Origin of the sequence: Pseudomonas abieticivorans (assembly GCF_023509015.1) — a bacterium.
Lineage (GTDB): Bacteria > Pseudomonadota > Gammaproteobacteria > Pseudomonadales > Pseudomonadaceae > Aquipseudomonas > Aquipseudomonas abieticivorans.
Window position 1 is genome coordinate 1,893,453 of record NZ_CP094975.1, and the last position, 26,133, is coordinate 1,919,585.

The 26,133-nt window shown below is 63.7% G+C and carries 23 protein-coding genes; 18 read left to right on the plus strand and 5 right to left on the minus strand.

The window, feature by feature from the left end:
* The first annotated feature begins 58 nt into the window (after positions 1 to 58).
* The 3 genes from purD to L9B60_RS08550 all read left to right on the plus strand — a co-directional run bounded on the left by purD (position 59) and on the right by L9B60_RS08550 (position 4,909).
* Positions 59 to 1,348, plus strand: coding sequence for a phosphoribosylamine--glycine ligase (gene purD / locus L9B60_RS08540; RefSeq protein WP_249678056.1), 1,290 nt, complete (start codon positions 59 to 61; stop codon positions 1,346 to 1,348).
* Between the two features lie 104 nt (positions 1,349 to 1,452).
* A complete protein-coding gene (locus L9B60_RS08545; RefSeq protein ID WP_249678057.1) occupies positions 1,453 to 4,230 on the plus strand; it encodes a hybrid sensor histidine kinase/response regulator in 2,778 nt (925 codons plus the stop codon).
* Positions 4,231 to 4,312: 82 nt separating this feature from the next.
* The gene (locus tag L9B60_RS08550) at positions 4,313 to 4,909 is read left to right on the plus strand and encodes a MarC family protein (protein WP_249678058.1); all 597 of its coding nucleotides are present in this window, start codon (positions 4,313 to 4,315) and stop codon (positions 4,907 to 4,909) included.
* A 141-nt stretch (positions 4,910 to 5,050) separates the two neighbouring features.
* On the opposite strand, the gene L9B60_RS08555 is transcribed toward L9B60_RS08550, so the two are convergent.
* From L9B60_RS08555 to cobG, 5 genes are all read right to left on the minus strand, one after another.
* Complete coding sequence (locus tag L9B60_RS08555) at positions 5,051 to 5,887, minus strand: hypothetical protein (protein ID WP_249678059.1); 837 nt, start codon at positions 5,885 to 5,887, stop codon at positions 5,051 to 5,053.
* 211 nt (positions 5,888 to 6,098) lie between these two features.
* Positions 6,099 to 7,799, minus strand: coding sequence for a precorrin-3B C(17)-methyltransferase (gene cobJ / locus L9B60_RS08560; RefSeq protein WP_249678060.1), 1,701 nt, complete (start codon positions 7,797 to 7,799; stop codon positions 6,099 to 6,101).
* Entirely contained in the window at positions 7,799 to 8,533 is a 735-nt protein-coding gene (locus L9B60_RS08565; protein ID WP_438866079.1) for a precorrin-2 C(20)-methyltransferase, read from the minus strand. The genes cobJ and L9B60_RS08565 overlap by 1 nt, the downstream gene beginning before the upstream one ends.
* Complete coding sequence (locus L9B60_RS08570; RefSeq protein ID WP_249678061.1) at positions 8,530 to 9,156, minus strand: precorrin-8X methylmutase; 627 nt, start codon at positions 9,154 to 9,156, stop codon at positions 8,530 to 8,532. The genes L9B60_RS08565 and L9B60_RS08570 overlap by 4 nt, the downstream gene beginning before the upstream one ends.
* Complete coding sequence (gene cobG, locus L9B60_RS08575) at positions 9,156 to 10,538, minus strand: precorrin-3B synthase (RefSeq protein WP_249678062.1); 1,383 nt, start codon at positions 10,536 to 10,538, stop codon at positions 9,156 to 9,158. Before cobG ends, L9B60_RS08570 begins: the two co-directional genes overlap by 1 nt.
* Before the next feature lie 42 nt (positions 10,539 to 10,580).
* On the opposite strand from cobG, the gene cbiE reads away from it, so the two are divergent.
* The 15 genes from cbiE (at position 10,581) to L9B60_RS08650 (ending at position 26,127) form a co-directional block, all read left to right on the plus strand.
* Positions 10,581 to 11,792 carry a precorrin-6y C5,15-methyltransferase (decarboxylating) subunit CbiE gene (gene cbiE, locus L9B60_RS08580; RefSeq protein ID WP_249678063.1) on the plus strand — a complete coding sequence of 404 codons (1,212 nt, stop codon included), beginning with the start codon at positions 10,581 to 10,583 and terminating at the stop codon, positions 11,790 to 11,792.
* A complete protein-coding gene (locus tag L9B60_RS08585; protein WP_249678064.1) occupies positions 11,785 to 12,873 on the plus strand; it encodes a cobalt-precorrin-5B (C(1))-methyltransferase in 1,089 nt (362 codons plus the stop codon). The genes cbiE and L9B60_RS08585 overlap by 8 nt, the downstream gene beginning before the upstream one ends.
* On the plus strand, positions 12,870 to 13,580 hold the full coding sequence (locus tag L9B60_RS08590) for a cobalt-precorrin-6A reductase (protein WP_249678065.1): 711 nt from the start codon (positions 12,870 to 12,872) through the stop codon (positions 13,578 to 13,580). The genes L9B60_RS08585 and L9B60_RS08590 overlap by 4 nt, the downstream gene beginning before the upstream one ends.
* Positions 13,581 to 13,760: 180 nt before the next feature.
* Positions 13,761 to 14,240 carry a copper chaperone PCu(A)C gene (locus tag L9B60_RS08595; protein WP_249678066.1) on the plus strand — a complete coding sequence of 160 codons (480 nt, stop codon included), beginning with the start codon at positions 13,761 to 13,763 and terminating at the stop codon, positions 14,238 to 14,240.
* Between the two features lie 51 nt (positions 14,241 to 14,291).
* The gene (locus L9B60_RS08600; RefSeq protein ID WP_249678067.1) at positions 14,292 to 14,681 is read left to right on the plus strand and encodes a DUF2946 domain-containing protein; all 390 of its coding nucleotides are present in this window, start codon (positions 14,292 to 14,294) and stop codon (positions 14,679 to 14,681) included.
* A gap of 91 nt (positions 14,682 to 14,772) precedes the next feature.
* The gene (locus L9B60_RS08605; RefSeq protein ID WP_249678068.1) at positions 14,773 to 16,851 is read left to right on the plus strand and encodes a TonB-dependent copper receptor; all 2,079 of its coding nucleotides are present in this window, start codon (positions 14,773 to 14,775) and stop codon (positions 16,849 to 16,851) included.
* 60 nt (positions 16,852 to 16,911) lie between these two features.
* Positions 16,912 to 18,282: a PepSY-associated TM helix domain-containing protein gene (locus tag L9B60_RS08610; protein WP_249678069.1), complete on the plus strand. Its 1,371-nt coding sequence runs from the start codon at positions 16,912 to 16,914 to the stop codon at positions 18,280 to 18,282.
* Between the two features lie 311 nt (positions 18,283 to 18,593).
* Entirely contained in the window at positions 18,594 to 19,859 is a 1,266-nt protein-coding gene (gene urtA, locus L9B60_RS08615; protein ID WP_249678070.1) for an urea ABC transporter substrate-binding protein, read from the plus strand.
* A 150-nt stretch (positions 19,860 to 20,009) separates the two neighbouring features.
* Complete coding sequence (urtB, locus tag L9B60_RS08620) at positions 20,010 to 21,551, plus strand: urea ABC transporter permease subunit UrtB (protein ID WP_249678071.1); 1,542 nt, start codon at positions 20,010 to 20,012, stop codon at positions 21,549 to 21,551.
* On the plus strand, positions 21,551 to 22,630 hold the full coding sequence (gene urtC, locus L9B60_RS08625) for an urea ABC transporter permease subunit UrtC (RefSeq protein WP_249678072.1): 1,080 nt from the start codon (positions 21,551 to 21,553) through the stop codon (positions 22,628 to 22,630). The genes urtB and urtC overlap by 1 nt, the downstream gene beginning before the upstream one ends.
* Positions 22,627 to 23,487 carry an urea ABC transporter ATP-binding protein UrtD gene (urtD, locus tag L9B60_RS08630; protein WP_249678073.1) on the plus strand — a complete coding sequence of 287 codons (861 nt, stop codon included), beginning with the start codon at positions 22,627 to 22,629 and terminating at the stop codon, positions 23,485 to 23,487. The genes urtC and urtD overlap by 4 nt, the downstream gene beginning before the upstream one ends.
* 95 nt (positions 23,488 to 23,582) lie before the next feature.
* Positions 23,583 to 24,281 (plus strand): urea ABC transporter ATP-binding subunit UrtE, encoded by a 699-nt coding sequence (gene urtE, locus L9B60_RS08635; protein ID WP_249678074.1) that lies wholly within the window; start codon positions 23,583 to 23,585, stop codon positions 24,279 to 24,281.
* Positions 24,282 to 24,313: 32 nt separating this feature from the next.
* On the plus strand, positions 24,314 to 25,153 hold the full coding sequence (locus L9B60_RS08640; protein ID WP_249678075.1) for an urease accessory protein UreD: 840 nt from the start codon (positions 24,314 to 24,316) through the stop codon (positions 25,151 to 25,153).
* A 128-nt stretch (positions 25,154 to 25,281) separates the two neighbouring features.
* Positions 25,282 to 25,584: an urease subunit gamma gene (gene ureA / locus L9B60_RS08645; RefSeq protein WP_249678076.1), complete on the plus strand. Its 303-nt coding sequence runs from the start codon at positions 25,282 to 25,284 to the stop codon at positions 25,582 to 25,584.
* A gap of 9 nt (positions 25,585 to 25,593) precedes the next feature.
* A complete protein-coding gene (locus tag L9B60_RS08650; protein ID WP_249678077.1) occupies positions 25,594 to 26,127 on the plus strand; it encodes a GNAT family N-acetyltransferase in 534 nt (177 codons plus the stop codon).
* Positions 26,128 to 26,133: the final 6 nt, after the last annotated feature.

Consider the following 26,133-nt stretch of genomic DNA (forward strand, 5'->3'; position numbering starts at 1 on the left):
CACAGATCCGCGCTCACTTGCAGCTTGTAGCGTGCAGCTTCTCCAAAGGAGTCTTCTCTTGAACGTATTGATCATCGGCAGCGGCGGTCGTGAACACGCCCTGGCCTGGAAAGTAGCCCAGGACCCTCGCGTACAGAAGGTGTTCGTGGCCCCGGGCAATGCCGGCACCGCGATCGAAGCCAAGTGCGAGAACGTCGCCATCGACGTGTTGGCCCTGGAGCAATTGGCCGACTTTGCCGAGAAGAACGTATCGCTGACCATCGTCGGCCCGGAAGTCCCGCTGGTTGCCGGCGTAGTCGACCTGTTCCGCTCGCGCGGCCTGGACTGCTTCGGCCCAACCAAGGGTGCCGCGCAATTGGAAGGCTCCAAGGCGTTCACCAAGGACTTCCTGGCGCGCCACAAGATCCCGACCGCCGACTACCAGAACTTCACCGAGATCGAGCCAGCCCTGGCTTACCTGCGTGAAAAAGGTGCGCCGATCGTGATCAAGGCCGACGGCCTGGCTGCCGGCAAAGGCGTGATCGTCGCCATGACCCTGCAGGAAGCCGAAGATGCGGTGCGCGACATGCTCGCCGGCAATGCCTTTGGTGATGCCGGTTCGCGCGTGGTCATCGAGGAGTTCCTCGACGGCGAAGAAGCCAGCTTCATCGTCATGGTCGACGGCAAGAACGTGCTGCCCATGGCCACCAGCCAAGATCACAAGCGCGTCGGCAACGGCGACAGCGGCCCGAACACCGGCGGCATGGGTGCCTACTCCCCGGCGCCAGTGGTAACCGCCCAAGTTCACCAACGCGTGATGGACCTGGTGATCTGGCCGACCGTTCGCGGCATGGCCGACGAAGGCAATGTCTACACCGGCTTCTTGTACGCAGGCCTGATGATCGACAAGGCCGGCAACCCGAAGGTCATCGAGTTCAACTGCCGCTTCGGCGATCCGGAAACCCAACCGGTGATGCTGCGCCTGCAATCGAGCCTGGTGCTGCTGGTCGAGGCCGCCCTGGCCCAGGCCCTGGATAAGGTCGAAGCACAGTGGGACCCGCGCCCAAGCCTGGGTGTTGTCCTGGCTGCCGGCGGCTACCCGGCCGACTACGCCAAGGGTGATGTCATCCAGGGCCTGGACGCTGCCGCCGCTCTGGAAGGCAAAGTGTTCCACGCCGGTACCGCGCTCAAGGATGGCCAGGTGGTGACCGCCGGCGGCCGCGTGCTCTGCGCCACCGCATTGGGCAACAGTGTCGAGGCCGCGCAGCAGCAAGCCTACGTTCTGGCCAGCAAAATCGACTGGAAGGGCTGTTTCTACCGTACCGATATCGGCTATCGTGCTATCGCCCGGGAACACGGCGAAGGCTGATCCGCCCACATCAGCCCATGGCGAGGCCCGTTCAGCGCCTTGCCATGGGATTGTCGCACCGCGCACAGCTATAATCGGGCATTCAACCACGAAGGGATTTCGCTGTGCGCCGGCTCAGGATTGCCATCTCACTCATTGTCAGCCTGCTGACCCTGCTCTGCGCGCATTCGGCATTCGCCGAACCCAGCAGCGGCTGGTCGGTATTGCTAGATGAGCAGGCCAACCTGCAACTCGTCGACGTACGCGCCGACCGCTACCAAAACCAGTTCAGCCCACTTGAACTGAGCCAGCTCAATGCCGCCCCCCTGCACCAGGCCCAATGGCTGCACTACCGCCTGCCCCCCGGGCCGCACGAGCAAGTGCTGCGCATTTTTGCCCCTGATCTCGCCCAGCTGGACTTCTACGTGCTGGACGGCGACACGCTGATCGCCCAGCAAAGCAGCGCCACCGACTCCACCAGCAACGACATCTCGCCGAACAACAGCGCGCGCCTGCTGCCCTTGCCGGTCAGCCAGAAGCCCTTGGACGTGTACGTGCGCCTGATGTCCGAGCACCAGATACGCCCGGGGATCAGCCTGCAACCGGCAATCGTCCTGGCCGCCGACCAGCGCCAGCCAATCCTGTTCGGGCTGCTGATTGGCTGCTTGATCATGTTGGTGGTGCACAACCTCACGCGTTTTGCCTACAGCCGATCCAGCAGCAGCCTGTGGCTGGCCGGCGGCCAGGCCGCCTTGACCATCGGCGGCATGATCCTGCTCAACCTGTTGAGCCTGCCGGGGCAATGGCCTGATTTCTGGCAGGCGGCACGCACCCCGGGGGCATTTCTGGCCATCCTGCTGGCGGCGTTCTGCAGCCTGATGTTCACCCAGCGCTTTTTTGTGCCGCGCGACAACCCCCTGGTCAATCGCCTGCTGACGGCCAACATGGTACTGATAGGCGGCGGCACGCTGGCGATGCTGGTGGTCGACAGCCTGCCGATGAACGTGATCACCTACAGCCTGATCGCCATGAGCAGTTTGACCATGCTGCTGGTGTCGGCCTGGCACTGGCAAAAGGGTTACGCGCCTGCGCGCCTGTTTGCCATCGCCATGGCGGTGTGCTCGGGCGGCTGCATGATCGTGTTGCCGGCACTCTTGCTGCTCACGCGCACACCACCGCAGTGGCTGCTGTTCGGGCTGATGCTGCTGGCCGCCGTGGTGGGGTTGATGCTCAACGTGGCGTTGAGCGAACGGCTGCGCGGCATCAGTGAAAGCCGCTCGCAGGCTAGCCGGGAACTGGCGGCCAGTAACGCCGAGACCAACGCCAAGGCCGAGTTCCTGGCGCGCATCAGCCACGAGATCCGCACGCCCATGAACGGCGTGCTGGGCATGACCGAACTACTGCTCGGCACCCCCTTGTCGGTCAAGCAGCGCGACTATGTGCAAACGATTCACAGCGCTGGCAACGAGCTGCTGACACTGATCAACGAGATCCTCGACATCTCCAAGATCGAGTCCGGGCAGATCGAGTTGGACGACGTGCAGTTCGACCTCAGCGCGCTGATCGAAGACTGCCTGAACATCTTCCGAGCCAAAGCCGAGCAACAGAACGTCGAACTGATCAGCTTCACCCAGCCCCAAGTGCCGCGGGTAATCAGCGGCGACCCCACCCGCCTGCGCCAAACCCTGCTGGCGCTGCTGGAAAACGCCCTGAAAAAGACCGACCAGGGCGAGATTCTGCTGGTGGTGGCCCTGGACCAGCGCAGCGGCGAACCACGCCTGCGCATCGCCGTGCAGGACAGCGGCGAAGCGATTCCAGAGGCCGAGCGTGACGCCCTGTTGCACAGCGAACTGCATAGCAAGAACCTGCTGTCGGGCAACCAGATGGGCAGCAACCTAGGCCTGGTCATCGCCCGTCAGTTGATCATGCTGATGAAGGGCGATTTCGGCATCAAGAGCAGCAGCCAGCAAGGCAGCACACTGTGGCTGACCCTACCGCTGGACCCCAAGCGCCTGGAGCAACCCGCTTCGGACCTGGACGAGCAGCTCAAGGGCGCCCGGGTACTGGTGGTGGACGACAACGATACCTGCCGCAAGGTGCTGGTGCAGCAATGCAGCGCCTGGGGCCTGAATGTCAGTGCAGTACCCTCGGGCAAGGAGGCGCTGGCCCTGCTGCGCACCAAGGCGCACCTGCGCGACTACTTCGACGTGGTGCTGCTGGACCAGAACATGCCCGGCATGACCGGCATGCAACTGGCCGCCAAGATCAAGGAAGACCCCAGCCTCAACCACGACATCCTGATCATCATGCTCACCGGCATCAGCAACGCGCCCAGCAAGATCATCGCGCGCAATGCCGGGGTCAAGTGCATCCTCGCCAAGCCCGTGGCCGGTTACACCTTGCGCACCACCCTGGCCGACGAACTGACCCAGCGCAACAAAGCCAACCCCGCGCCCATCAGCCCATTGCCAGCGGCCCCGGTGGTGGTGCCGGCCGACTTCCGCATCCTGGTGGCCGAGGACAACAATATCTCCACCAAGGTGATCCGCGGCATGCTGGGCAAGCTGAACCTGTCGCCCGACACCGCCAGCAACGGCGAAGAAGCGTTGCTGGCGATGAAGGCCCAGCGCTATGACCTGGTGCTGATGGACTGCGAGATGCCGGTACTCGATGGGTTTTCCGCCACCCAGCAATTGCGCGCGTGGGAGGTGGGTACCCAGCGGGTGCGCACGCCGGTAGTGGCGCTCACCGCGCACATTCTCTCCGAGCACAAGGAGCGCGCGCGCCAGGCCGGCATGGACGGGCACATGGCCAAGCCGATCGAGCTGTCGCAATTACGCGAACTGGTGGAGCACTGGGTCACGCAGCGTGACTTGGGCCAGAGCCAGGCGAACACCTTGTGACATAGAGTTTTGCACACCCACTGCGTGTGTGCGGCCACGCCTGATAGACTCCCCCTCGCCTACCTTCCCATGAGCCTTGACCATGCTCCACGTGCTGTTCAGCGTTTACCTGAAGATGCTGGTGCTCTATAGCCCCTTCTTCGTATTGTCGTGCTTTATCGGCCTGACCCGCGGCTATTCACTCAAGGAGCGCAAGCGCCTGGCCTGGCGGGTCGCGCTGGGCGTGCTGATCGCCAGCGTGCTGCTGTACCTGTTTGGCCGAGTGATCTTCAGCGTGTTCGGCATCACCGCCGACGCCTTTCGCATCGGTGCTGGCAGCGTATTGTTCATCTCGGCGCTGGGCATGGCTCAAGGCAAGTCGGGCGTGCAGACCGACAACGTGCAGCAGGACGTGACTATCGTGCCGCTGACCATCCCTATTACAGTGGGCCCCGGCACCATCGGTGCGCTATTGGTGATGGGGGTGAGCCAGCCACACTGGGACGACAAGCTGATGGCGATCATCAGTATCGCCTTGGCCAGCGTGACGGTGGGGGTGGTGTTGTACCTGTCCAACCGCATCGAGCGGATCCTGGGCGAACAGGGCTTGCAGATCGTCAGCCGGTTGATGGGGCTGTTTGTCTGCGCCTTGGCGGCACAGATCATTTTCACCGGGATCAAGGGTTACCTGGTGCAGTGAGCCCACGGCATGCCAATTGAAGGTGCTGAAACACTTTTCCGACAGTGGCGGTCATTAGCAAACTCCCTTGGGCCAAGCCTGACTCCTTGACCCATGCTAAATGCAGGCCCTGCGCAGCAGGGCCTGCCCCCCCTGGCTTAATTACTTGCCTAGATCAAGATCGCTAAAAAAACTATCTGAAGAGGCACCCAAGGCTGTAAGAATATTACTTTCCTGACGCTTGTAGTGGTCAAAATTAAAGTTAACCATGGTTGCTACTTTCTTGATATCAATGCTCGACAGGTCCCACTTCCACCACAACGCACCGCCTTTGTTTTCATTGTACTCGTGCTCAAAACCGGTGAAGACGGAAATAACTTCTCCATTGGCAGTCTCGATACAGGGCATCAAACGCACTGAATTGTTCGCACCAGTGCGGCTCTGCTGTTCAAACAGCGTCACAACTTTTGCGTCGGTTTTTATTGTTTCCAGGACTTTGCCCATCAGCGGCAGGAAGGCCGCGGCATTTGCGCCTGCCACCGTGGCGATGATCTCCATGACGACGGTGTCCATCGTGACTGTTTTATCGCGTTTTTTCAGCACGCCGACGTCATTATTGGCCATGAACCAGCCGCAATGCCACATGGCTTTGCTGTAGTGGGAGTGCCACAGGCCGCTTTGCGTGTTGCGATCAGCCTTGCCATCGGCAAACTTTTCTGCAAGTTGAGTACTGTTTTTCGCAGCCTGGCGGTTCTCGTACGACAGTTTGTCAGCGAAGGCAAGTACCAATGGGGTGTCCTTGCCGATGGTGATCGCCTCCTCGAGCAGCTCATCGCCGAATGCACGGGGCCGCAGTTTGAACGAAGGGAGTGGCAGAGAATGAGGGAGGTCCAGCTTTTTGAAAAACTCATAGCATTGCTCAGCAGTTGGCACCAGCCCAGTAGGTATAAACATAAAATAACCGCCTTCCATGAAGTTGATTTTTAATTCTGGCCACACCAGCCAGACAACTTCAATCTAACAGTAACTCGCCGTTCAAAGAACTCGAAAAATGTAATCGAAAATTATCGATAAATACACTAAAGCCCATACACATCAGCCTTAAAACTTACAGATGGAAGTTAAGCAGCTGCCTTTATAGACAGCAGAAAAAATTAACTTCGCAGTGCTCGTAACGTCCAAGCCAAGAACACTGCGTATCGCTTGGCGATCAGGGCTTGGCGCCATACCACCGTGGCGTATAGACCCATGTGCCGCCATCGGCCCGGGGGAACACGCAGGTGGTCGACGAGCCGATCAACACCATGGTGCGCATGTCGACCTGCTCTGGCGTCAAATCACCCAGGGTTGTGATCCGCAGGGTCTGGCCCGGCCGGCCAATATCACGCCCCAGGGTAACCGGTGTTTGCGGCGTGCGATGCTGGCGCACGATCTCCAGGGCTCGCCCCAATTGCCATGGCCGCGAGCGCGAGATCGGGTTGTAGAAGGCCAGTGCCAGGTCGGCTTGCGAAGCCAGGTCCAGGCGCGTCTCGATGATCGACCAGGGCTTGAGGTTGTCCGACAGCGACATCACGCAGAAGTCGTGGCCCAACGGCGCCCCGGCCTGGGCGGCAGTGGCCAGCGAGGCCGATACGCCGGGCAGCATTTGCAATTGCACGTTGTGCCACGCCGGGTCGCTGGACTCATGCAGCGCCTCCAGCACCGCCGCGGCCATGGCGAACACGCCGGGGTCGCCCGACGACACCACCACTACCGAGCGGCCTTGTGCCGCCAGTTCGAAGGCGTGCCGGGCGCGCTGCATCTCTTCGCGATTGTCGGTGCAGTGCATCACTTGGTCGGCACGGAACGGGCCGGCCATGCGCACGTAAGTCTCATACCCCAGCACGTCATCGGCGCGCGCCAGCTCGGCCTTGACCGCCGGCACCATCAGGTCGGCAGCACCTGGGCCCAGGCCGATCACCGCCAGGCGACCGCGGACGCGGCCGATGCGTGAAACGTCCAGCGGCTGCTTGGCCACGGCGATGGCCAACTGCGGGCTAATGCTGATCGGCGGCAACAATTGTGGCACCGCCTGCCCGGCCAGTTCGCTGACCGTGCTGGCGGCCGGCGCAAAGCGCAGCGCCACCCCCAGTTCATCGGCAGCAACGCGCAGCGCCGGGTTGGCCATATCGCCCTCGGCTGCCAGCAGGCAAGCCAGTGATGGCAGGGCAATGCGCGCCTGATGCAGCGCGTCGCGAATGGCCTGAGCCATGTCGGGCAACTGCCCATCGACCGCAACCAGCACGCTGCGCGGGTAGATCAGCAACTCGTTGGCCGCCGGCACCCGTTCTGCGCACCCCACGTGGATCGCCAGTTGTGCATGCTCATCTTCTGGCAACCGGGCTTCGGCCAGCCAAGGCGCGGCACCTTCGATGCGCACGCTTTCACCGGCCAACAGGTCGCTGACGAAGCGCTTGCCCAGCTCCAGGTCGCCCAGGGCATAGCCGCTGGGCGGGTTGAGCAGGCAGGTGCCGAAGCGCAGCTCGCCGCTGGTGGTAATGGCGGCGGCAACGCCCAGGCCGGCGCCGATTTCCCGAGCCAACACGTTGACCCCGCCCAGGCCACCCAGCAAGGGCACCACCGCGCTGCCATCTTCGGCGACGGCCAGCACCGGCGGCTCGGCGCCCTTCTCCAGCAACACGCTGGCCAAGGTGCGGATCACGATGCCGGCGGCGCACAGGGCGATGATCGGCGTGTCCTGCTGGTACAACTGGCGCAGGGTGGCACCGAACTCGTTGTAACTGCGGTCCGCGCCCTCTACGCGCTCGGCCAGGCCGTGGATCAATGCGTCCGGGTACAACTGCTGAATGCGGCGTGCAGTGGCCAGGCTGCCATTGCCAAGGATGACAATGGCCGGTGCTTTGATGGTCATCAGCCCTGCCACCTTTCGCCCGGCACGATGATCAGCGAGAAGTACGGCGAGGACGCCGGGTCTACCTCGGCAATCGGCACGATCTTCTGGTTGGCCATGGTGGCGCGCTCAACGTACAGGGCGCGCTCGGCCAGGCCCAACTCGGCCAGCACCGCGTGCACCTTGGGGAAGTTGCGCCCCAGCTTCATGATTACCGCCGCGTCGGCGTCGGCCAGGCGGCGCTTGAGTTCTTCGTGGGGCAGCACACCCGAGAGCACCGACAGGCTCTGGTTGCGATACACCAGCGGCGCGCCCAGCACCGAGGCGCCGCCGAGCATCGAGCACACGCCCGGGATGACCTGTGCCTCGTAACGCTCGGCCAGACGGTCGTGCAGGTACATGTAGGAGCCATAGAACATCGGATCGCCTTCGCAGATCACCGCCACGTCGCGACCGGCGTCCAGGTGCGCGGCCACATCGACGCTTGCGGTGTCGTAGAAATCGCTGATCACCTGTTCATAGGACAGTGGCGCAGGCAACGCTTCGGTGGTTACCGGGTACACCAGCGGCATCAACGTTTGCGCCGGCTGCAGGTGGCCCTCGATGATACCGAAGGCATTGCCCTTCTTGCCCTTGGCGACGAAATACGCCACCACCGGCGACTCGCGCAGCAAGCGCAGGGCTTTGACGGTGATCAGTTCCGGGTCGCCAGGGCCCACGCCCAGGCCGAGCAAACGTCCACGAGCCTGCATCATTCGACCTCCGTGGCCAGGGCATTGACCGCCGCCGACGCCATCGCACTGCCGCCACGGCGGCCTTCGACGATCACGAAGGGGATGCCGCGGCTGTCGGCGGCGAGCATCGCCTTGGACTCTGCCGCGCCGACGAAGCCCACCGGAAAGCCCAGGATCAGCGCAGGCTTCGGCGCCCCGGCATCGATTATTTCCAGCAGGTAGAACAGCGCGGTGGGCGCATTGCCGATCACCACCACGGCGCCTTCCAAGTGGGGCCGCCACAGCTCCAGGGCTGCCGCCGAGCGCGTGTTGCCCAACTCACGGGCAAGCTGGGGCACGCTGTCGTCACGCAGGGTGCAGATCACCTCGTTACCGGCCGGCAGGCGCGCGCGGGTGATGCCCTCGGCAACCATCCGCGCGTCGCACAGGATCGGCGCGCCCTTGGCCAGGGCTTCACGCCCGGCCTTGCCGGCACCCGGCGAGAAACGCAGGTACTGCACCACGTCGACCAGGCCGCAGGCGTGGATCACCCGCACTGCGAGTTTTTCCAGGTCCGCCGGGATCGCGCCGAGGTCGGCCTCGGCGCGGATAATGGCGAAGGAGTTGCGATAGATCTCCTGACCGTCGCGGATGTAATCAATCATCAAACGTTGCTCCGTGAGCAGCTTTCCAGCAAGGCGCTGGCTGCTTCTAAAGTGAGGTCGCGCGCGCACAGGCGGCCGAAACCCGGTAGCCCGGCATCGCGCAGATACAAGTCGTAATGGCCGGCGGAAACCGCCAGCAGGGTGGCCGGCGCCACATGGGCGGCGGCGCAGGAACGGGTGCAACCGGTCAGGTGCACGCTGACGCCCGGGCCCTTGCGCAAGGCTGCCAGGCGCACGGCATCGGCCTTGGTGTCGCTCAGGCCTTTGGCGCAGCCAGCAGAGCCGGTGCAGGCGATCACGGCAGCCAGCGGCTCGCTGGCGTCACAGACAAAGCCCAGGGCGTGCAGCGCAGCGCTCACCTGGCTGGCATCGGCCGCCTTGATCGTGGGCAGCAATACGCTTTGCCACGGGGTCATGCGCAAGGTGCCATCGCCAAAATCTCGCGCCAGTTTGGCCACCCCGCGCAGCATGGCCGGATCCAGGCGACCCAGCGGCGCGCCGGCACCCACGTACACCAGGCCCGCCTGGCTCTGTGGATAAGTACCCAAGGGGCTACCGGTGGCGGCGTTGATCTGGAAAGTGCCTTTGTGCAGAACGATCGGCAACCGGGCGATGAACGCATCGGCGCCCATCTCGTTCAACAGGTGGCGCATGCGGGTTTGCGCCGGGGTCGCCAGGTCCAGGAACAGGTTGAGCACGGCCAGCACGCAAGCGTGCCCCTGGGCCAATGGCACCGCATACTCGGCGTGCCCCGGGCAGCCGGCAAGGCCCACTGCCAGCCAGGTTTGGCCGTCAAGCTCCAGGGCACCTAGCCACAGGTCATGTTCATGGGCCTGCATGGCCAACGCCTCGCCGCCGTCCAGCAGCAAGGCGAACTTGGCCGACAGTTCGGCAAAGCGCGGCTCGTTCTCCAGGCTTTCGAGGATCTGCGCCGCCAAGGGGCGCGTGTCCAGCAAGCGGTGCGGGTCGATACCCGCCGTGGGGCTGAGCATCAAGTTGCGTACGTCATCGGCAGCGGCGTTGCGCGGGCCCAGGCCTGCGGCCAGCAACAGGTCGATCAAGGCCTGCGGCTGTGCACCGATGCCACGGATCTGCAAATTGGCCCGGTTAGTAGCCTCGATCACCCCGCCGGCATGGCGCTCGGCGGCCAGGGCAATCGCATCGGCCTGGTCGGCCTGCAGTTCACCACCGGCTAACTTGATGCGGCAGATGCCGCCATCCAACGCCTGGACGATACGCAGCAACCCCGGGCAAGCCGAGGGGCGGACAGTGGTCGAGGGCTGGCGGGCCGGCGAAGGCTCGTTCAAAGGGTCACCCGGCAATCGTGAAAAGGCACTTGAGTGTAGAAGGCGCGGTATTATGCCTGCTTTGGCCGAAGGCATGAAAAGACTGCCCGTCGGAATCGTTAGTTATGAGGAATTTTCATGTCGCCCTGGTTGACCGTGGTGGGTATCGGCGAAGACGGCTATGGCGGCTTGGGCAAGCAGGCGCGCCGTGCCTTGCTGGGCGCCGAGCGCGTGTTTGGCAGCCCGCGCCAGCTTGAGCTGTTGCCCCCTTGCCTGAAGGCCGTGCGCCTGGGCTGGCCCAGCCCCTTTTCGGTCAACCCGGTACTGGCGTTGCGCGGCAGCCCGGTGTGCGTGCTGGCCAGCGGCGACCCGATGCTGTTTGGCGTGGGCGCCACCCTGGCCCGCCAGGTGGCCGCCGAAGAGCTGCAGGTGCTGCCAGCGCCCTCATCTTACTCGCTGGCCGCCGCACGGCTGGGCTGGCCGCTGCAGGAGGTGGTCACGCTGTCGGTCGTCGCCCGGCCGGTTGCCGCCCTCAGCGCCCAACTGTTCAGCGGCGTGCGCCTGTTGGTGTTGAGCAACGATGCCAGCAGCCCGGCCGCCATCGCTGCGCTGCTGCGTGAGCGCGGCTTTGGCCCCAGCCGCATGACAGTGCTCGAGCACCTGGGCGGCAGCGCCGAACGACGCTTGCACGGCACCGCCCAGGATTGGGCAGATGAAGCGATCGCCGATTTGAACCTGGTGGCCATAGATTGCCTGGCTGCCGCCGATACGCCGCGCCTGTCACGCCTGGCCGGGCTGCCAGACAGCGCATTCAACCACGACGGCCAATTGACCAAGCGTGACGTGCGCGCCATTACCCTGGCCCGCCTGGCCCCGCAGCCGGGCGAACTGCTGTGGGACGTGGGCGCTGGCAGCGGCTCGATCGGCATCGAGTGGATGCGCGCGCACCCCAGTTGCCGCGCGCTGGCCATCGAGTCCGATGACGGCCGCCAACAGTTGATCGAGCACAACCGCGATGCCCTCGGGGTGCCCGGCCTGCAACTGGTTCGCGGCCGCGCACCGCAAGCGCTGGAAGGTTTGGAGCGCCCTGATGCGATCTTCATCGGCGGTGGCGTTACCCGTGAAAACGTACTTGCCACCTGCTGGGACCAACTGCGCCCTGGCGGTCGTTTGGTGGCCAATGCCGTGACGCTGCAAAGCGAACTGGCCCTGGTGCAGTGGCGCGAACAGTTCGGCGGCGAGCTGACCCGCATTCATATCGCCCAAGCCCAGCCCCTGGGCGAATTCGACACTTGGCGCCAGGCGCTGCCGATCACCCTGCTAGAAGCGGTCAAGCCTTTCGATGCGTGACGAAACAGCCGAACAACCCGCGCCCCTGCGCAGCGGCCTGACCACTGGCAGTTGCGCCACGGCCACCAGCCTTGCGGCCGCGCGCCTGCTGCTGACTGGCGTCAAGACGGACGCCAGCGAAATCACCTTGCCCAAAGGCAAGGTCGTGCAAATGCGCCTGGAGTTTTGCCGCCTGCACGACGGCGGCGCCGAAGCCGGCACGCTCAAGGACGCCGGCGACGACCCCGACGTGACCCATGGCGCCCTGCTCTACTGTAGCGTGCAGTTGATCGACGAGCCCGGCGTGCGCTTTGTCGCAGGCCACGGCGTGGGCACCGTCACCCGGCCAGGCCTGGTGCTGGGTGTCGGCGAGCCAGCGATCAACCCGGTGCCGCGGCGCATGATCGGCGAGCACCTGGCGCGCCTGGCGGCAGAGCAGGCCTACGGTGGCGGCTTTCAGGTCACGGTCAACGTCGAGAACGGCGAAGCCCTGGCACTCAAGACCATGAACCCGCGCCTGGGCATCCTGGGTGGGCTATCGATTCTGGGCACCAGCGGTATCGTGCGGCCGTTTTCCTGCGCCGCCTACATCGCCTCCATCCACCAAGGCATTGACGTGGCCACCACCAATGGCTACCAGCACATCGCCGCCTGCACCGGCAACGCCAGCGAAGACACCATGCGCCGCGTGTACAACCTGCCCGAGATCGCCCTGATCGAAATGGGCGACTTCGTCGGCGCCGTGCTCAAGCATTTGCGCAAGGTGCCTGTCGGCAAGCTCAGCCTATGCGGTGGTTTCGGCAAGATCAGCAAACTGGCCGCCGGGCACATGGACCTGCACAGCCGCCATTCAAGCATCGACCTGCCGCAACTGGCCGAGTGGGCCGCGGCCATCGGCGCGCCTGTCGATTTACAAGAGGGCATTGTCCAGTGCAACACCAGCCAGCAAGCCTTGGCGCTGGCCAGCGCGGCCGGCGTGGCGTTGGGGGATGAAGTTTGCCGGCATGCCCTGCTGTTTGCCCGCAGCGTGGTGCCCACCCAGGTGCAGGTCGAAGTGTTTGCCATCGACCGCCAAGGCGGCATTGTCGGGGAGGCGCGATGAAACGCATCCTGTTATTGGGCGGTGTCACTGAAGCCCTGGCGATTGCCCGCACTCTGGGACCCGAGCACGTTTACAGCCTGGCCGGGGTGGGCCGCGTGCCCACCGACTTGAAATGCCAGGTGCGCGTAGGTGGTTACGGCGGTGCCGAGGGCTTGGCGGCCTACTTGAAGGCCGAAGGCATCACCTTGCTGCTCGACGCAACCCACCCCTATGCAGCGCAAATCAGCGCCAACGCCGCCGTTGCTGCACGCGCCGCAGGCATCGAGTGCTGGGCCCTGCGCCGCCCGGCTTGGCAAGCAGAAACCGGTGACGACTGGCGCGAAGTGGCGGACTGGGCTGAGCTGAGCACCGCACTAGCCAGCTTCAAACGCCCGCTGTTCACCCTGGGCCGAGAACCGCTGCAACACCTGGACGAAATCCCCGAGGGGGTTTTCTGGACCCTGCGCGCACTGGATCAATACCCGGGCAACGCCCGCTGTGAAGTCCTTGGCATGCGTGGGCCGTTTCTACTGGAGGATGAGCGAAAGCTCTTTGATGATCGCAGGATTGATGTGCTGATCAGCAAGAACAGCGGCAGTGCCGCCACCGAGCCCAAGCTGCAAGTAGCACGCGAACGTGGGGTACCGGTACTGATTCTCAAGCGCCCGCCCCTGCCCCCAGTGGACCGCCAGTTCCAAAGCGTGGCGCAAATACTGGCAGCCCTGTAGGAGCGGATTCATCCGCGAAAGGTACGCTGCGGCTCTTCAGAAAGACCGCGGCACGCCATTCGCCAACTTATCCACAAACAACAAAACAGCGCACGCCGCTCCACTGCGACAACTCGCCACAGGCTATTCTTGCACCCGGGCTTCTGGCTAAATAGCCGCCGAATTTCACGGAGATTCATCATGTACAAGAAAGTGCTCGTCCTGCTTGCCCTGATGCTTCCGGCAAGCCTGCTGATGGCCCAGACGTTCAAGCAGGGCGACCTGCAGATCATCCAGCCCTGGTCCCAGGAACTGCCGCCCAACGCCCCCACCGTGGCGGCCTACTTCGTCATCCGTAACGACGGCAACGAAGCCGATCGGCTGGACGCGGTGAGCAGCCCCATCGCCGGCACCGTCGAAATGCACCAGCACATGGACAGCGACGGCATGATGAAAATGGGTGCCGTGGAAGGCGTGAACGTGGCCGCCAACGATCAGGTCGCCTTCGCCCCAATGGGCTACCACGTGATGCTGATGGACCTGCAGGAAGACCGCAGCCAACTGGTCGACGGCCAGCATTTTCCGCTCACGCTACACTTCGAAAAGGCCGGTGACGTGGACATCGAAGTCGACGTGCACAAACAGCCACCCACCGACAGCCAGGACCACACTGCGCATTAACCCATGAAGCCGCCTGCCCCCGTGCGCGCCCACCGCGCCAGGCCAACAGCAATGGCGCCGATCCGCGGCACCTGGCTGAGCCTGTTCGCCATGCTGATGATCTTCATCGGCCCGCTTGTTTCCCAAGCGATGCCGATGGGTCAAGGCCATGCCATGCCGATGAACATGTCGATGGACATGGGCAGCAGCATGCACGGCCACGGCTGCGAAGAAGACAGCGGCACGGTTGATAAGTCTGGCTTGCACCCGATCTGGGAAAAATGCGGCTATTGCAGCCTGTTCTTCCACTCCCCGGCACTGGCCAGCGCACCCGCGTTCCTGCCAGCCGCCGCGCCCCAGGCCATCCTCGGCGAGGTGCCCCATACCCTGGATGGCCACGCCCGCCAGGCCGTGTTCCCCGGGGCCATGAGCCGCGCCCCACCTTCATTCAGTCGCGTTTGACAGCCCTTCACGACAGCCCTGCGCCGATGCTGCAACAGACAGCCGCGCGTGCCTGCTCGTGCCTTGTTGACTGAATGAAGTTGGAATACCCATGTCCAGTTACACCGTTTTACCTGCCAGTGGCAGGTCGTCCCTGCCTGCCCGTCGTCTTTTCGCCGCCGTTTGCGGCACTTTGCTCAGCCCCCTGGCCTTGGCCGTGCAGCAGGCCGACGCGCCTGCCGAACTGAGCCCCACGGTGATCACCGCCATTGCCCCCAGCTCGCCGCTCACCGTGATCACCAACCCCAAGGACCCACGCCAACCGGTGCCGGCCAGCGATGGCGCCGACTACCTGAAGACCATCCCGGGGTTTTCTGCGATTCGCGCCGGCGGCACAAACGGCGACCCAGTGCTGCGCGGCATGTTTGGCTCGCGGCTGAACATCCTCACCAACGGCGGCAACATGATCGGCGCGTGCCCCAACCGCATGGACGCGCCCACCTCCTACATCGCCCCGGAAACCTTCGACCGCCTGACGGTGATCAAGGGCCCGCAAACCGTGCAGTGGGGCCCGGGGGCCTCGGCCGGGACCATCCTGTTCGAGCGTGAACCCGAGCATTTCGGCCAATTGGGCAGCCGGGTCAACGCCAGCGCGCTGGCCGGCTCCAACGGCCGCTTCGACAAGGTGCTCGATGCCGCGGCCGGCAACGCCGATGGCTACGCCCGCTTCGTCGGCAACCAGTCGCAATCGGATGACTACAAAGACGGCAATGGCGACACCGTGCCGTCGCGTTGGGACAAGTGGAACGGCGACGTGGCGCTGGGCTGGACCCCGGACGCCGACACCCTGCTGGAGCTGACTGCAGGCAAGGGCGATGGGCAATCACGCTATGCCGGGCGCGGCATGGACGGCTCGCAGTTCAAGCGCGAAAGCCTGGGCCTGCGTTTCGAGAAGAGCAACATCGGCGAGGTGCTCGACAAGTTCGAAGCCCAGGTCTACTACAACTACGCCGACCACGTGATGGACAACTACAGCCTGCGCACACCCTCCGGCACCGGCATGATGGCCGGCCCCATGGCCAGCAACGTCGACCGTCGCACTTTGGGCGCACGCTTGAAAGCCACCTGGAAATGGGCCGACTGGCAACTGCTCAGCGGCATCGACGCACAGACCAGCGAGCATCGCAGCCGTAGCGCCATGGGCGTGGACACCTACAAGGACCAGCCCTTCAGCAAAGACGCGGTGATGCACAACTACGGTGTTTTCAGCGAACTGACCTGGTACGCCACCGGCACCGACCGGGTGATCAGTGGCGCGCGACTGGACCGGGCTTCGGCCAAGGACTACCGGCAAACCACCGGTTCCGGCATGACCGCCACGCCCAACCCCACCGCCGACGACACCCGCGCCGACACCCTGCCCAGCGGCTTCTTGCGTTACGAACATGACCTGGCCGTCCTGCCGGCCACCACCTACGCAGGCATCGGCCATGTGCAACGCTTCCCGGACTATTGGGAGCTGTACTCGCCCACCTCGGGCCCCACCGGCTCACTCAACGCCTTCGATGCGATCAAGCCGGAGAAAACCACGCAGCTGGACTTCGGCATCCAGTACAAGACCGACAACCTGGAAGCCTGGGCCTCGGGCTACGTCGGCCAGGTGCGTGACTTCATCCTGTTCGACTACACCGGCGGCAACTCCCAGGCGCGCAACGTCGACGCGCGCATCATGGGCGGTGAACTGGGCGCGGCCTACAAGCTGACCCAGCGCTGGAAGGCCGACGCCACCCTGGCCTACGCCTGGGGCAAGAACAGCAGCGACGGCAAGGCACTGCCGCAGATGCCACCGCTGGAATCACGCCTGGGCCTGACCTACAGCGAGGACGACTGGAGCGCCGGCGCCTTGTGGCGCGTGGTAGCGGCCCAGCACCGTATCGACGCCAACGCCGGCAACGTGGTGGGCAAGGACTACGAGCAAAGCGCCGGTTTCGGCGTGTTCTCGCTCAACGGCGCGTACCGGGTGAACAAACACCTGAAGCTCAGCGCCGGGGTCGACAACCTGCTCGACAAAACCTACGCCGAACACCTGAACCTGGCAGGCAACGCCGGCTTCGGTTACCCGGCCAACGACCCACAAGCGATCAACGAACCGGGGCGCACGCTCTGGACCAAAGTCGACGTGAGTTTCTGACCTGACAAAACGGCGCGGCCATGACCGCGCCTTCTCTGCCGCTTCACGGGAGCGCACCTGATGACAACCCAGACGAAATTCTCGTTTTACAACCTGGCCTGGCGCTGGCATTTCTATGCCGGGCTGTTCGTGGCACCGTTCATGATCCTGCTGTCGATCACCGGGATCATCTACTTATTCAAGCCCCAACTCGACCCGCTGATGTATCGGGACCTGATGGTGGTGCAGCCGATGGCGCAACATCTCGGCGCCGACGAGCTGATGCAGCGCGTACACGTTGCCTACCCCAAGGGCCAGATCGCCCAGTACCTGCCGCCCATTGCAGCGGATCGCAGCGGCCAGTTTGTGGTGCACGACCGCGGGCTTGAACTCAACGTGTTCGTCAATCAATACAACGGCGCGGTGCTGGGCGAGCAAAACGCCAAGCTCAATCTGCAAGCCGTCGCCCGCGCATTGCATGGCGAGTTGATGATCGGCACCGTCGGTGACCGCTTGGTGGAACTGGCTGCGGGCTGGGGCATCGTGCTGGTGGTGTCCGGCCTGTACCTGTGGTGGCCTCGCGGCTCCTCGGGCGCGGGAGTGTTATGGCCGCGGCTGCAGGCCCGCGGCCGCTTGTTCTGGCGCGATCTGCATGCGGTGCTGGGCTTTTGGGGCTCGGCCTTCTTGCTGTTGATGCTGCTCAGCGGCATGACCTGGACCGGGATGTGGGGCAAGCAGTTTGCCGCGGTGTGGAACACCTTCCCCGACGCCATGTGGAATGAGGTGCCCAAGTCCGACCAGCAGGCTGGCGAGCTGAACAAGATCAACCGCCAGACCGTGCCCTGGGCCATGGAGAACACCCCTATGCCGCAATCCGGCGCCCACGCCGAGCACATGGCCCACGGCGGCCACATGCAAATGCCTGCCGCGCCGCTGATCAGCCTGCAACAGGTCGCCGACCTGGCGGCTGAACACAGGGTGGAGCGCGGCTACAGCATCACCCTGCCGACCACCGACACTGGCGTGTTCACCGTCTCGGTGTTCGCCGACGACCCGCGCAACGACGCCACCTTGCACATCGACCAATACACCGGCCGGGTGCTGGCCGACGTGCGCTGGAAAGACTACGGCCCGGTGGCCCGCGCCACCGAGGCAGGGGTCATGCTGCATGAAGGCAAGATGTTCGGCGCATTCAACCAGATCGTGATCTTGCTGGTGTGCCTGATGATCCTGCTGGGCTCGATCAGCGGCTTGGTGATGTGGTGGCTGCGCCGGCCAAGCGGAAAATTGGGCGTGCCGCCGCTGCGTCATGATTTACCGAAATGGAAGGTGGCGATCGGCATCATGGCGGTCCTGGGCGTGGCGTTCCCGCTGGTAGGGATTTCGCTGGTAGCGGCGTGGGTGATGGATTGGGCCGTGCTCTCGCGCATCAACAAAACCGTGCCCGCCTGACCGATGCACTGTGCGTAGGCGTGGATTGATCCGCGAAAAGAACGCCGCGATAACGTCAGGCATACCGCGGTGTGGGTTTCGCGGATAAATCCGCTCCTACGGGCAAATCGCTAGCAATGCACCAGCATCGCACACCACCTCGCACCACCAATCCTGCCGCGCACCACACGAGTGCGCGGTAGCGACTCGCACCATCCTGCTAGCGCCGAAGCTACGGCTAATGGCCACTCTGGTACACACCTTGCAATCACTCCTGCAGAAGTCGCCATCTGCCCATTAAAAAAATACTCAAGACATCTGGAGATTGCACAATGAAGCGTCGCAGCTTGATCAAGGCTTTCACCCTTTCGGCTTCCATCGCCGCGATGGGTTTGTCATGGAGCATCCAGGCCGCCGAGACCATCAAGGTCGGCATCCTGCATTCGCTGTCGGGGACCATGGCGATTTCGGAAACGTCATTGAAAGATGTCGCGCTGATGACCATCGACGAGATCAACGCCAAGGGCGGCGTCAATGGCAAGAAACTGGAAGCAGTGGTCGTGGACCCAGCCTCCAACTGGCCGCTGTTCGCGGAAAAAGCCCGCCAGCTGCTGACCCAGGACAAGGTGGCCGTGGTGTTCGGTTGCTGGACCTCGGTGTCGCGTAAATCGGTGCTGCCGGTGTTCGAAGAACTCAACGGCTTGCTGTTCTACCCGGTGCAATATGAAGGCGAAGAAATGTCGCCCAACGTGTTCTACACCGGTGCAGCGCCTAACCAACAGGCCATTCCCGCCGTTGAGTACCTGATGAGCGAAGAAGGCGGCAGCGCCAAGCGCTTCTTCCTGTTGGGTACCGACTACGTGTACCCGCGCACCACCAACAAAATCCTGCGCTCGTTCCTGCACTCCAAGGGCGTGAAGGATTCGGACATCGAAGAGGTCTACACCCCATTCGGCCATGCCGACTACCAGACCATCGTTTCCAACATCAAGAAGTTCTCGGCCGGTGGCAAGACGGCTGTCATCTCTACCGTCAACGGCGACTCCAACGTGCCGTTCTATAAAGAACTGGCCAACCAGGGCCTGAAAGCCACCGACGTACCGGTGGTGGCCTTCTCGGTGGGCGAAGAAGAACTGCGCGGTATCGACACCAAGCCGCTGGTGGGCAACCTGGCCGCCTGGAACTACTTCGAATCGGTGGATAACCCGGTCAACACCAAGTTCGTCGCCGACTGGAAGGCCTATGCCAAGGCCCACAACCTGCCAGGTGCCGACAAGGCGGTGACCAACGATCCGATGGAAGCCACCTACGTGGGCATCCACATGTGGGCCCAGGCGGCCGAGAAGGCCAAGTCCACCGACGTGGACAAAGTGCGTGACGCCATGGCCGGCCAGACCTTCGCCGCGCCGTCGGGCTTCACCCTGACCATGGACAAGACCAACCACCACCTGCACAAACCGGTGATGATCGGCGAGATCCAGGATGACGGTCAGTTCAACGTGGTTTGGCAGACCAAGGAGCCGATCCGTGCACAACCTTGGAGCCCGTACATCCCTGGCAACGACAAGAAGCCGGACTACGCGGTGAAGAGCAACTAAGCAAAACCGCCCACGCCCCCCTTTGTAGGAGCGCATTGATCCGCGAAAAGTACGCTGCGGTGCATCAGTAGCATCGCGACGAGGCCTTCGCGGATCAATCCGCTCCTACAAGAAGGCGGTGGGTTCGCCTTCGCGTCACAGGAAGTCGCCATGTCTCTTTACCGCATTGTTTTTTCCCTCCTCCTGCTGCTGCCCTTCGCCGCCCACGCCAGCGACGCCGACGACTTTGTCGCGGCCAACGCCAGCGACCAGGCCAAGCTGCTGGAAACCTGGGCCGCGCAACCGGTGCCCGAGCGCCTGGTATTGCTGCAAGCCTTGCAAGACGGTCGCCTGTCTTATGATGCCGACAAGCACGCCGTGATCGAGCAGCCCAATGCTGCCCCCGCTGAAAACCTGCGCAAACTGCGCCTGAACAACCGCCTGCGCGGCCTGGTGGACACCGCCCTGGCCAGCCAGCAAGTGCTGTCCAACGACGTGGCCACGCGTTTGGCCGCAGCCAAGCAACTGCAAAAAAGCGCCCAGCCCAACCAACTGCCCCTGCTGGACCGCGCCACCGCCGGTGAGCAGGACGCCACGGTAAAGGCCGCCCTGAGCCTGGCACTGGCCAACCTGCAAATGGTCGACCCCAACCCGGCCGTGCGCCTGGCCGCCGTGCGCCTGCTGGGCGACACCGGCGAGCCGATGGCCCGCACCCGCCTGGAGACCCTGCTGCAACCGGGCGTGGAAACCGATGACGGCGTGCGGACCGCCGCCGAAACCAGCCTGGTCCAGGTCAAACGCAAACTGATGATCGGCGACCTGCTAGGGCAAGCCTTCAGCGGCATGTCCCTGGGCTCGATCCTGCTGCTGGCGGCCCTGGGCCTGGCCATCACCTTTGGCCTGCTGGGCGTGATCAACATGGCCCACGGCGAAATGCTGATGCTGGGCGCCTATTCCACCTACGTAGTGCAGATGGCGTTCCAGCGTTTTGCCCCGCATGCCATCGAGTTCTACCCACTGGTGGCGCTGCCGGTAGCGTTCTTCGTCACCGCCTGTATCGGCATGGCCCTGGAACGCACCGTGATCCGCCACCTGTATGGCCGCCCGCTGGAAACCCTGCTGGCCACCTGGGGCATCAGCCTGATCCTGATCCAGGCCGTGCGCCTGATCTTCGGCGCGCAGAACGTCGAAGTGGCCAACCCAGAATGGTTGTCCGGTGGCATTCAGGTGCTGCCCAACCTGGTATTGCCCTACAACCGCATCGTGATCATTGCCTTCGCGTTGTTCGTGGTGGTGCTGACCTGGCTGCTGCTGAACAAGACGCGGCTGGGCCTGAACGTGCGCGCCGTTACCCAGAACCGCAACATGGCGGCTTGCTGCGGCGTGCCCACCGGGCGCATCGACATGCTCGCCTTCGGCCTTGGCTCCGGCATCGCAGGGCTAGGCGGCGTGGCCCTCAGCCAGATCGGCAACGTCGGCCCGGAACTGGGCCAGAGCTACATCATCGACTCGTTTTTGGTGGTGGTGCTCGGCGGCGTCGGCCAACTGGCCGGCAGCGTGTCCGCAGCCTTTGGCCTGGGCATCGCCAACAAGATCCTTGAACCGCAGATCGGTGCCGTACTGGGCAAGATTCTGATCCTGGCGCTGATCATTCTGTTTATCCAGAAACGTCCGCAAGGCCTCTTCGCACTGAAAGGACGGGTGATCGACTGATGAATCAACCACTGACTGTCACCGCCGCGCAAAAAGCCGGCCCCAAGATCACCCTGCTGGTAGGTGGCCTGGTGCTGCTGGTACTGGTGGCCATGGCCCTGCTGTCATTGCTGCCGGCCGATAACAGCCTGCAGGTGTCGGCCTATACCCTCACCCTGGTGGGCAAGATCCTCTGCTACGCCATCGTTGCCTTGGCATTGGACCTGGTGTGGGGCTACGCCGGCTTGCTGTCTCTGGGCCACGGGCTGTTCTTTGCCTTGGGTGGCTATGCCATGGGCATGTACCTGATGCGCGAATCGGCCGGCGACGGCCTGCCGGCGTTCATGACCTTTCTGTCGTGGACCGAGTTGCCGTGGTATTGGGCGGGCACGCAGCACTTCCTCTGGGCCATGTGCCTGGTGGTGCTGGCGCCGGGGCTTTTGGCCTTGGTGTTCGGCTTCTTCGCCTTCCGCTCGCGGATCAAGGGCGTGTACTTCTCGATCATGACCCAGGCGCTGACCTTCGCCGGCATGCTGCTGTTTTTCCGTAACGAAACCGGCTTTGGCGGCAACAATGGCTTTACCAACTTTCGCAGCATCCTGGGCTTCAGCATCACCTCCCAAGGCACCCGCGCGGTACTGTTCCTGCTGACCGTGGCGCTGCTGGTGGCCAGCCTGTTGCTGGGCTGGCGATTGGCCCAGAGCAAGTTCGGCCGGGTGCTGACCGCCCTGCGCGACGCCGAGAACCGCCTGATGTTCTGCGGCTACGACCCGCGCGGCTTCAAGCTGTTCGTGTGGGTGCTGAGCGCGGTGCTCTGCGGCCTGGCCGGGGCGCTGTACGTACCCCAGGTCGGCATCATCAACCCCAGCGAAATGTCGCCTACCAACTCCATCGAAGCCGCCGTGTGGGTGGCCCTGGGTGGCCGCGGCACGCTGATCGGCCCGCTGCTGGGCGCCGGGGTGATCAACGGCATGAAAAGCTGGTTCACCGTGGCCTTCCCCGAGTACTGGCTGTTCTTCCTCGGTGCGCTGTTTATCGTGGTAACGCTGTACCTGCCCAAGGGCGTGATCGGCCTGCTGAAAAAGAGGGGCGAACAATGAGAACCACACCCACCGCCGAGTTCATGCTGGAACCGGCCTTCGACCCCAACCGCGACGAAGGCACCAGCCGCGACGCCATCGGCTTGGGCCAAGCGGCCGGCAAGGGCTTGAACACCCGCCACGGGACCATCCTGACCCTGGAAGACATCAGCGTCAGCTTCGATGGCTTCAAGGCCCTGAACAACCTCAACCTGTACATCGGCGTGGGCGAGTTGCGCTGCATCATCGGCCCCAACGGCGCAGGCAAGACCACGCTGATGGACGTGATCACCGGCAAGACCCGGCCCAGCCACGGCAAGGCCTGGTTTGGCGAAACCATGGACCTGACGCTGATGAGCGAGGTGCAGATCGCGCAGGCCGGCATCGGCCGCAAGTTCCAGAAGCCCACGGTGTTCGAAGCCCTGAGCGTGTTCGAAAACCTGGAGCTGGCGCAAAAAACCGACAAGTCGGTGTGGGCCAGCCTGCGCGCCCGGCTGAACGGCGAGCAAAAGGACCGCATCGACGAAGTACTCGCCACCATCCGCCTGAGCACCTCGGTGCACCGCCCCGCGGGGCTTTTGTCCCACGGCCAGAAGCAGTTCCTGGAGATCGGCATGCTGTTGGTGCAAGACCCGCAACTGCTGCTGCTTGACGAGCCGGTGGCGGGCATGACCGACGCCGAAACAGAATTCACCGCCGAGCTGTTCAAAAGCCTGGCCGGCAAGCATTCACTGATGGTGGTGGAACACGACATGGGCTTTGTCGGCTCCATCGCCGACCACGTCACCGTGTTGCACCAGGGCAGCGTGTTGGCCGAGGGCTCCCTGGAGCAGGTGCAGGCCGACGAACGCGTGATCGAAGTGTATTTGGGCCGCTAACGGTGTCGTTCATTTCCGGATAAATCCGCTCCTACAGTACGTGTAGAAGCGGATTTATCCGCGAAGCAGCCGCCGCGACATAACAGGAATAAACCATGCTTGAAGTCCAGAAGCTTCACCAATACTACGGCGGCAGCCACATCCTGCGCGGCCTGTCGTTCGACGTTAAGGTCGGCGAAGTGACCTGCCTGCTGGGCCGCAACGGCGTGGGCAAGACCACCTTGCTCAAGTGCCTGATGGGCCTGATCCCTTCCAAGGAAGGCGCGGTGCAATGGGAGGGCAAGGCCATCACCGGGTTCAAGCCGCACCAGCGCGTACACGCCGGCATTGCCTATGTGCCCCAGGGCCGCGAGATTTTCGGCCGCCTGACCGTGGAAGAAAACCTGCTGATGGGCCTGTCGCGCTTCAGCGCCAGCGAGGCCAAGCAAGTGCCGCCGTTTATCTACGAGCTGTTCCCGGTGCTGCTGCAGATGAAGCACCGCCGCGGTGGCGACCTGTCTGGCGGCCAGCAACAGCAGTTGGCGATTGGCCGAGCCCTGGCCAGCCGGCCACGCCTGCTGATTCTCGATGAACCCACCGAAGGCATCCAGCCCTCGGTGATCAAGGAAATTGGCGCGGTGATCAAGAAACTGGCCGCACGGGGCGACATGGCGATCCTGCTGGTGGAGCAGTTCTACGACTTTGCCGCCGAACTGGCCGACCAGTACCTGGTGATGTCCCGTGGCGAGATCGTGCAGCAGGGCCGAGGTGAAAATATGGAGGCCGAGGGTGTGCGCGGCCTGGTAACCATTTAATCTGCGCCCACTGCCTTGATGATCGAACTGCCATGAACCTACCAGCCTCCACCGCCCTCTACACGCCCAGCTGGCACGCCGAGCTGGAACTGGGCTACGGGCGTTTCGGCGACACCACCCGCCCGGTGCAACGCCGCCACAAGGGCCCGCTGCGCGTGCAAAAGCACCTGTATGCCGAAGGCCCCGAGGTGTGCCAGCACATCATCGTGCACCCGCCCGGCGGCATTGCCGGCGGCGACCGGCTGGACATCAGCGCCAACGTCGGCCCCGGTGCCTGGGCGCAGTTGACCAGCCCCGGCGCAGCCAAGTGGTACCGGGCTGCTGGCCCGGCCTACCAGCGCCTGGACCTGAAGGTGGCGGCCGGTGCCACGCTGGAATGGCTACCCCAGGAAACCATCGTCTACAGCGCCGCCCAGGCGGAGCTGGAAACCCACATTGAGCTGGAAGGCGACGCACGCCTGCTTTACTGGGACGTGGTCGCCCTGGGCCGCCCGGCCAGTGGCGAACGCTTTGACCGCGGGCATTTCCAGTCACACCTGAATGTGCGCCGCGACGGCCAACTGCTCTGGCACGAACGCCAGCGCGTCACGGGGGGGGACGGCCTGCTGGACTCCCCCATCGGGTTGGACGGCAAGCCGGTGTTCGCCACCTTGTTGCTGACCTGCGATATCGACAGCCAACTGCTGGAGCGTTGCCGCTCGCTGCCCACCCCAGTGCGCGGCGACTTGAGCCAGTTGCCCGGTTTGCTGGTGGCCCGCTGCCTGGCCAACGAAGGGCTGCATGCGCGGGACTGGTTGATCGCCCTGTGGAAATTACTGAGGCCTGCGGTGCTGGGGCGCGAAGCCCTGGCGCCGCGGATCTGGAGCACCTAACGCTTTTGTGGGCGCAAGGCTTGCCTGCGACGGGGCCATTGAATACGCCGTCGCGGGCAAGCCTTGCTCCCACAAACAGAATTGCTTTGTTTGATTAATTTTTATACTGCCAACCGAATGGACACGCAATGGACCTGACGCCCCGCGAAAAAGACAAGATGCTGATTTTCACTGCCGGCCTGGTTGCCGAACGGCGCCTGGCGCGCGGTGTGAAACTCAATTACCCAGAGGCCATGGCCTACATCTCCGCAGCCCTTTTGGAAGGCGCCCGCGACGGCCAGACCGTCGCCGAGCTGATGCACTACGGCACCACCTTGCTCAGCCGCGAGCAGGTGATGGATGGCATCCCGGAAATGATCCCGGAGATCCAGGTGGAGGCCACCTTCCCGGACGGCACCAAGCTGGTCACCGTGCACCAACCCATCGCCTGAGGCCTGCGCATGACTTACCGCATCCGTGATGCCGTGCACAACGACTTGCCGGGGATCCGCGACATCTACAACGACGCCGTGGCCAACACCACTGCCATCTGGAACGAACAACCCGTGGACCTGGGTAATCGCCAGGCCTGGTACGCCGCCCGGCAAAGCCAGCACTACCCGATCCTGGTGATTGTCGACGCCAGCGACGCCGTGCTGGGCTACGCTTCATTTGGTGACTGGCGTCCTTTCCAGGGTTTTCGCCAGACCGTCGAACACTCGGTCTACGTGCGCAACGACCAGCGCGGCAACGGCCTAGGCCCGATGCTGATGCAAACACTGATCGAACGCGCGCGCAGCTGCGACAAACACGTGATGGTGGCTGCCATCGAAAGTGGCAACACAGCCTCCATCCGTCTGCATGAACGACTCGGTTTCACGATCACGGGGCAGATGCCGCAAGTGGGCAGCAAGTTCGGTCGCTGGCTGGACCTGACCTTCATGCAACTGATCTTGAACCCGGGCGCCGAACCTTCCCCGACTCCCGTGGAGTAAGCCGCC

What these genes read in the sequence shown, in the direction of transcription:
- L9B60_RS08585 (WP_249678064.1), top strand. Translation starts at nt 11,785, where the DNA reads ATGCGTGACGAAACAGCCGAACAACCCGCGCCCCTGCGCAGCGGCCTG.
- urtD (WP_249678073.1), top strand. Translation starts at nt 22,627, where the DNA reads ATGAGAACCACACCCACCGCCGAGTTCATGCTGGAACCGGCCTTCGAC.
- L9B60_RS08600 (WP_249678067.1), top strand. Translation starts at nt 14,292, where the DNA reads ATGGCGCCGATCCGCGGCACCTGGCTGAGCCTGTTCGCCATGCTGATG.
- urtB (WP_249678071.1), top strand. Translation starts at nt 20,010, where the DNA reads ATGTCTCTTTACCGCATTGTTTTTTCCCTCCTCCTGCTGCTGCCCTTC.
- L9B60_RS08550 (WP_249678058.1), top strand. Translation starts at nt 4,313, where the DNA reads ATGCTCCACGTGCTGTTCAGCGTTTACCTGAAGATGCTGGTGCTCTAT.
- L9B60_RS08640 (WP_249678075.1), top strand. Translation starts at nt 24,314, where the DNA reads ATGAACCTACCAGCCTCCACCGCCCTCTACACGCCCAGCTGGCACGCC.
- L9B60_RS08650 (WP_249678077.1), top strand. Translation starts at nt 25,594, where the DNA reads ATGACTTACCGCATCCGTGATGCCGTGCACAACGACTTGCCGGGGATC.
- urtC (WP_249678072.1), top strand. Translation starts at nt 21,551, where the DNA reads ATGAATCAACCACTGACTGTCACCGCCGCGCAAAAAGCCGGCCCCAAG.
- L9B60_RS08595 (WP_249678066.1), top strand. Translation starts at nt 13,761, where the DNA reads ATGTACAAGAAAGTGCTCGTCCTGCTTGCCCTGATGCTTCCGGCAAGC.
- cbiE (WP_249678063.1), top strand. Translation starts at nt 10,581, where the DNA reads ATGTCGCCCTGGTTGACCGTGGTGGGTATCGGCGAAGACGGCTATGGC.
- L9B60_RS08590 (WP_249678065.1), top strand. Translation starts at nt 12,870, where the DNA reads ATGAAACGCATCCTGTTATTGGGCGGTGTCACTGAAGCCCTGGCGATT.
- L9B60_RS08610 (WP_249678069.1), top strand. Translation starts at nt 16,912, where the DNA reads ATGACAACCCAGACGAAATTCTCGTTTTACAACCTGGCCTGGCGCTGG.
- L9B60_RS08605 (WP_249678068.1), top strand. Translation starts at nt 14,773, where the DNA reads ATGTCCAGTTACACCGTTTTACCTGCCAGTGGCAGGTCGTCCCTGCCT.
- urtA (WP_249678070.1), top strand. Translation starts at nt 18,594, where the DNA reads ATGAAGCGTCGCAGCTTGATCAAGGCTTTCACCCTTTCGGCTTCCATC.
- urtE (WP_249678074.1), top strand. Translation starts at nt 23,583, where the DNA reads ATGCTTGAAGTCCAGAAGCTTCACCAATACTACGGCGGCAGCCACATC.
- cobJ (WP_249678060.1), bottom strand. Translation starts at nt 7,799, where the DNA reads ATGACCATCAAAGCACCGGCCATTGTCATCCTTGGCAATGGCAGCCTG.
- L9B60_RS08565 (WP_438866079.1), bottom strand. Translation starts at nt 8,533, where the DNA reads ATGATGCAGGCTCGTGGACGTTTGCTCGGCCTGGGCGTGGGCCCTGGC.
- cobG (WP_249678062.1), bottom strand. Translation starts at nt 10,538, where the DNA reads ATGCCTTCGGCCAAAGCAGGCATAATACCGCGCCTTCTACACTCAAGT.
- ureA (WP_249678076.1), top strand. Translation starts at nt 25,282, where the DNA reads ATGGACCTGACGCCCCGCGAAAAAGACAAGATGCTGATTTTCACTGCC.
- L9B60_RS08570 (WP_249678061.1), bottom strand. Translation starts at nt 9,156, where the DNA reads ATGATTGATTACATCCGCGACGGTCAGGAGATCTATCGCAACTCCTTC.